The 5645-nt window shown below is 31.8% G+C and carries 7 protein-coding genes; all 7 read right to left on the bottom strand.

What is annotated here, in order from left to right; genetic code table 11:
• Positions 1-120 precede the first annotated feature (120 nt).
• Complete coding sequence (gene truA, locus Q5O44_RS01115) at positions 121-855, bottom strand: tRNA pseudouridine(38-40) synthase TruA (RefSeq protein ID WP_022166539.1); 735 nt, start codon at positions 853-855, stop codon at positions 121-123.
• Between the two features lie 34 nt (positions 856-889).
• Positions 890-1687, bottom strand: coding sequence for an energy-coupling factor transporter transmembrane protein EcfT (locus Q5O44_RS01110; protein WP_022166538.1), 798 nt, complete (start codon positions 1685-1687; stop codon positions 890-892).
• A gap of 18 nt (positions 1688-1705) precedes the next feature.
• Positions 1706-2563: an energy-coupling factor transporter ATPase gene (locus tag Q5O44_RS01105; protein WP_022166537.1), complete on the bottom strand. Its 858-nt coding sequence runs from the start codon at positions 2561-2563 to the stop codon at positions 1706-1708.
• Positions 2548-3381 carry an energy-coupling factor transporter ATPase gene (locus Q5O44_RS01100; RefSeq protein ID WP_291663333.1) on the bottom strand — a complete coding sequence of 278 codons (834 nt, stop codon included), beginning with the start codon at positions 3379-3381 and terminating at the stop codon, positions 2548-2550. The genes Q5O44_RS01105 and Q5O44_RS01100 overlap by 16 nt, the downstream gene beginning before the upstream one ends.
• Before the next feature lie 189 nt (positions 3382-3570).
• Complete coding sequence (gene rplQ, locus Q5O44_RS01095; protein WP_022166535.1) at positions 3571-3912, bottom strand: 50S ribosomal protein L17; 342 nt, start codon at positions 3910-3912, stop codon at positions 3571-3573.
• Between the two features lie 12 nt (positions 3913-3924).
• Complete coding sequence (locus Q5O44_RS01090; RefSeq protein WP_022166534.1) at positions 3925-4872, bottom strand: DNA-directed RNA polymerase subunit alpha; 948 nt, start codon at positions 4870-4872, stop codon at positions 3925-3927.
• Positions 4873-4970: 98 nt separating this feature from the next.
• Complete coding sequence (rpsD, locus tag Q5O44_RS01085) at positions 4971-5591, bottom strand: 30S ribosomal protein S4 (RefSeq protein ID WP_022166533.1); 621 nt, start codon at positions 5589-5591, stop codon at positions 4971-4973.
• Positions 5592-5645: the final 54 nt, after the last annotated feature.

Genomic DNA, 5645 nt, shown 5'->3' with positions numbered 1-5645 from the left:
TCCGAGCTTTGCATTTATGTTAAGATCCAGGTCTAATTGGATCTTACGTACATAAATAATCTAACAAACAAAATAAATTATAATACACGCTTACGGGCGTGTCAACATTTTTTTTTATTTTTAATAATAAACTTCTACAAGCTTTAAACCTTTTGCAGGAACACAATCTCCAGCTGCTTTTCGATCTCTTCCTGCTATAATTTTTTCAATATCTTGTGGTGAAATTTTACCTCTTCCAACATTAATTAAAGTACCTACTATTATTCTAACCATATTATATAAAAAACCATCACCTGAAACAGAAATCTTAATAAAATCACCTTCGATTTTAATATTTAAATCATATATAGTCCTTACAGTTGTCTTAACAGAACTTCCTTCACTTCTAAAAGCTTTGAAGTCATGAGTTCCCTTAAAGAATTGGCAGGCATCCTTCATTGCTTCTATATCTAATGGATATTTATAATGATATGAAAATGTTCTATTTAATGCTGTTGGAACTAAATTATTATATATTGTATATTCATAAGTCTTTCCTTTAGCTAAATACCTTGGATGGAAATCTTCTGAGACTTCTTCTGAGCTAAGAACTACAATATCATCTGGTAATCTATAATTAATTGCTTCTCTAAACTTATGGGGTGGTACTGTACTCTCTGTCTTAAAGGATGCAACAAATCCTCTAGCATGTACTCCAGAATCAGTTCTGGAGCATCCTATCACCTCATTTTCTTCCTTAGTAAGATTCCTTACAGCCTCTTCAAGTGTCCCCTGTATAGTCACCTTATCATTTTGCTTCTGCCATCCATAATAATTAGTACCATCATACTCTATTATCAGTTTTATATTTTTCACTAAACTATCACCTTTTTATTCTAATATTAAAAATTTATAAAAAAATTCTTGTTGCTATAATGCTAGCAAATACTACAGCAAATAATGCAAAAGCAATTATATCTTTTGAAGTGAATTTTAACACCTTCATTCTCGTTCTGCCAACTCCACCTCGATAACATCTTGCTTCCATGGCCATAGCTAGTTCATCAGCTCTTTTAAAAGAACTAATGAATAAAGGAATTAATAATGGTATTAGATTTTTAGCTTTCTGTAGAATGTTTCCTGTTTCAAAATCAGCTCCTCTTGCTTTTTGAGCTTTCATTATCTTATCAGTTTCATCCATTAATGTTGGTATGAATCTTAAAGCAATGGTCATCATCATTGCTAATTCATGAGCTATTTCTTTTCCTATAGGTCTTAGAAGTCTTTCTATACCATCTGTAAGTTCTATTGGCGATGTAGTTAATGTTAATATTGAAGTACCCATAATTAACAATATTAATCTTATAGCCATAAATACAGCTGTCCTAAGTCCTAGTTCATATATTTTAATAAAGCCAAAACTAAATAAAAGCTCTCCACCTTTTACCATAAATAAGTTTAAGACCCCTGTTAATGCAATTAATAGAAATACTGGTTTAAGACCTTTATACACAAATCTAAATGGTATCTTTGCTGTGCAAATAACTAATATTAAAAAAGCAACTACAAAAGAATATGCTGCAAATTTATCCACCACAAAAAGCGATATAATAAACAAAATAGATATTAATATCTTAGTTCTTGGGTCAAGCTTATGCACAAAAGATTCGCCAGGTATATATTGGCCTATTGTAATATCTTTTATCATACTAATTCTCTCTTTCCATTACTTATTTTTTAATAATATATTTAATAATTCACTTTTAGCTTTTTCCACAGTAAAAATATCTTCTGATACATTAAAACCTTTTTTCTTTAACTCTCGCATTAAATATGTTACTTGTGGCACAGCTAAGCCTATTTTTTCTAAAGTATCAATTTCCTTAAATACCTCTTTTGGTTTGCCTTGAAGCTCTATATGACCATCATTCATTACAATGATCTTCTCTGCTAACTTCCCTACATCCTCCATACTATGGCTTACAAGAATTATTGTCATATTATATTTTTCATGTAGAAGCTTTATCTGCTCTAATATATCATCTCTACCTGCTGGGTCTAACCCTGCTGTAGGTTCATCTAATATAAGCACCTTAGGTTCCATTGCAATTACTCCAGCAATGGCTACTCTCCTCTTCTGTCCTCCACTAAGTTCAAATGGTGAAATATCTTTATATTCCTCATAATTCAAACCTACCATTTCCATGGACTTTTTAACTCTTTTTAATATTTCATCTTCATTTAATTCTAAATTGCTTGGTCCATAAGCAATATCTTTAGCAATAGTTTCTTCAAACAGCTGATACTCTGGATATTGAAATACTAATCCAACTTTTTTTCTAATATCAACTAGCTTAGTATCTTTATCAGTTATATCAGTTCCATCAACATAAATCTTTCCACTGGCTGGCTTTAAAAGTCCATTTAAATGCTGTATTAATGTAGATTTTCCTGAACCAGTATGTCCGATTACTGCTAAAAACTCTCCATCTTCTATTTCTAAATTTACATTATCTAAAGCCTTTTTTTCAAAAGGTGTCTTTGGCATATAAACATATGTTAAATTCTCTATTTTAATTGACATATTGCATTCACCATCTCATTCACATCTAATATTCTAGTATCTATATTAATTCCTGCTTTTTGCAATTCATAACTTAATTCAGTTACTTGAGGAACATCTAGTCCTATACTCTTCATCTTTTCTACATTAGAGAAAACATCACGTGGCTTTCCGTCTAAAATCAGTTTTCCTTTATCCATTACAACTATTCTATCTGCTTTAGCAGCCTCATCCATATAGTGTGTTATAAGTATTACTGTAATTCCATAATTCTTATTTAAATCAATAATAGTATCAAGAACTTCTTTTCTACCTGATGGATCAAGCATAGCTGTTGGCTCATCAAAGATTATACATTTTGGTTTCATAGCTAATATGCCAGCAATGGCTATTCTCTGCTTTTGTCCTCCTGAAAGAAGATGTGGTGCATGTCTTTTATACTCTGACATTCCAACCCTCTCTAAAGCCTCATCAACTCTTTTTCTTATTTCTTCCGGTGGTACCCCTAAATTTTCTGGGCCAAAAGCAACATCTTCTTCTACTATAGTTGCTACTAACTGATTATCTGGATTTTGAAAAACCATTCCAGCTGTTTCCCTTATATTCCATAAGTTATTCATATCAGAAGTATCCATTTTATTCACTAACATTTTTCCTTCAGTAGGAATAAGTAATGCATTCATATGTTTAGCCATAGTAGATTTACCAGAACCATTGTGTCCTAAGATAGCAATAAACTCTCCTTCTTTTATTTGAAGGTTGACATCATTAATAGCAATCTTTTCTTCCTGATTTTCACCAGCTGTATATTTAAAAATTAAATTTCTACATTCAATCATCGTATTCAAGCATTTTCCTCCCTCTTAACTAATTAAATATCATATAAAAACCTATAATGTTTCTATTTTCCTTATAAGCAGACTTATTAAATTTAAGTATACATTATTTTCTATAATATTATAAGCTTTTACATAATATTTATAAAAAAAAGAGGGATTAAGCTTAACACTTAATCCCCCTAAAAGAAATTATACTAATTCAAGTATAACAACTTCTGCTCCGTCCCCTCTTCTAGGGCCTTTTTTCATCATTCTAGTGTATCCACCATTTCTTTCAGCATACTTTGGTGCGATTTCATCGAATAATGTTTTAACTACTTCTTCTTCTAAAATGTAAGCTAAAACTTGTCTTCTAGCGTGAAGATCTCCTCTTTTTGCAAGAGTGATCATCTTTTCAGCTATACTTCTAGCTTCTTTAGCTCTAGTTTCAGTAGTTTCTATTCTTCCGTGCTTTAAAAAGCTTGTTACTAAGCTTCTTAACATAGCTCTTCTTTGGTCTGTAGCAAGACCTAACTTACGATAACCTGCCATGGATCTTCCTCCTTACTCGTCGCTTAATTTTAAGCTTAAACCTAATTCTTTAAGCTTTCTTTCAACTTCTTCTAAGGATTTCTTTCCTAGATTTCTTACCTTCATCATGTCATCCATTGATTTACCAGCAAGCTCTTGAACTGTGTTGATACCAGCTCTCTTTAAGCAGTTATATGATCTAACTGAAAGGTCTAGCTCTTCAACAGTCATTTCTAGTACTTTTTCCTTTTTATCTTCTTCTTTTTCTATCATTATTTCAACATCATTAGTCGCAACTCCTAAGGACATGAATAACTTGAAGTGTTCTATTAAAATTTTAGCAGATAAGCTTATAGCTTCATCTATTTTAATAGTACCATTAGTCCAGATTTCTAAAGTTAACTTATCGTAGTCAGTAATTTGACCAACTCTAGTATTTTCTACTGTAAAGTTAACTCTTTTCACTGGAGTGTATATTGAATCAACAGCTATAGCTGAAAGTGGTAATGATTCGCTCTTATTTTTATTTTGAGTAACATAACCTCTTCCTCTGTTTACTGTTAACTCCATATATAGTTTTCCGTTATCATCTAAAGTCGCTATATGTAGATCTTTATTAATAACTTCTACATCTCCATCTGTCTTAATGTCAGCTCCTGTTACTACACCTGGACCTTGAGCATCTATATAGATAGTTTTTGGTCCTTCACCTTCCATTGTTAACGCTAATGATTTGATGTTAAGAATTAATTCTGTAACATCTTCTTTAACGCCTTGTACAGTTGAAAATTCATGAAGTACTGTATCGATTTTAACAGATGTAGTTGCTACACCTGGAAGTGATGAAAGTAATATTCTTCTCATAGCATTTCCAAGTGTAATTCCGTATCCTCTTTCAAGTGGTTCAACTACATACTTACCATAAGTACCATCTTCATTTGATTCAATGCACTCTATTATTGGCTTTTCGATTTCTAACATTTAAAAACCCTCCTTATATTAAAATGGCAATCTAATTATGAGGGCAACTGATTCTAAAATTGCACTTAAGACTAGATCTTATTTTACAAAGTTAGATTTTATTTGCTGTATAACTCAACGATTAGAGTTTCATTAACTGGTACATCAATGTCTTCTCTAGCTGGTTCAGCAACAACTTTACCTTCATAGTTTTCAACGTTAGCTTCTAACCATTTTGGTAATGTTTTTGGGTTTTCAACAAATGTCTTGAACTTTTCAGTTCCTCTGCTCTTTTCACAAACAGATACAACATCGTTAACTGATACCTTGAATGATGGGATATCAACTTTTTTACCATTTACTAAGAAATGACCGTGTGTTACTAATTGTCTAGCTTCGTTTCTTGAAGCACCGTATCCTAATCTGTAAACAACGTTATCTAATCTCATTTCTAATAATTTAAGTAAGTTTTCACCGCTGATACCTTTCATGTGTTCAGCTTTTTCATAGTATGCTCTAAATTGTTTCTCTAAAACACCGTATATTCTTCTTGCTTTTTGCTTTTCTCTTAATTGAACTCCGTAGTTAGACATCTTTTTCTTAGCTGCTCCATGTTGTCCTGGTGCATAGCTTCTTCTAACGAAAGCACATTTATCAGTAAAGCATCTATCTCCCTTAAGGAATAGCTTTTGACCTTCTCTTCTACATAATCTACATGTAGCTCCAGTATATCTTGCCATTCGTTACACCTCCTGTTGAACTTATATATAAACTAAACTCTTCTTCTTTTTGGT

It is taken from the genome of Clostridium sp. CAG:221 (assembly GCA_000435835.1).
Classification (GTDB): Bacteria; Bacillota; Clostridia; order Clostridiales; family Clostridiaceae; genus Clostridium.
The sequence above is the reverse complement of the archived record's forward strand: the minus strand, read 5'-3'. Positions and strand labels throughout refer to the sequence as shown.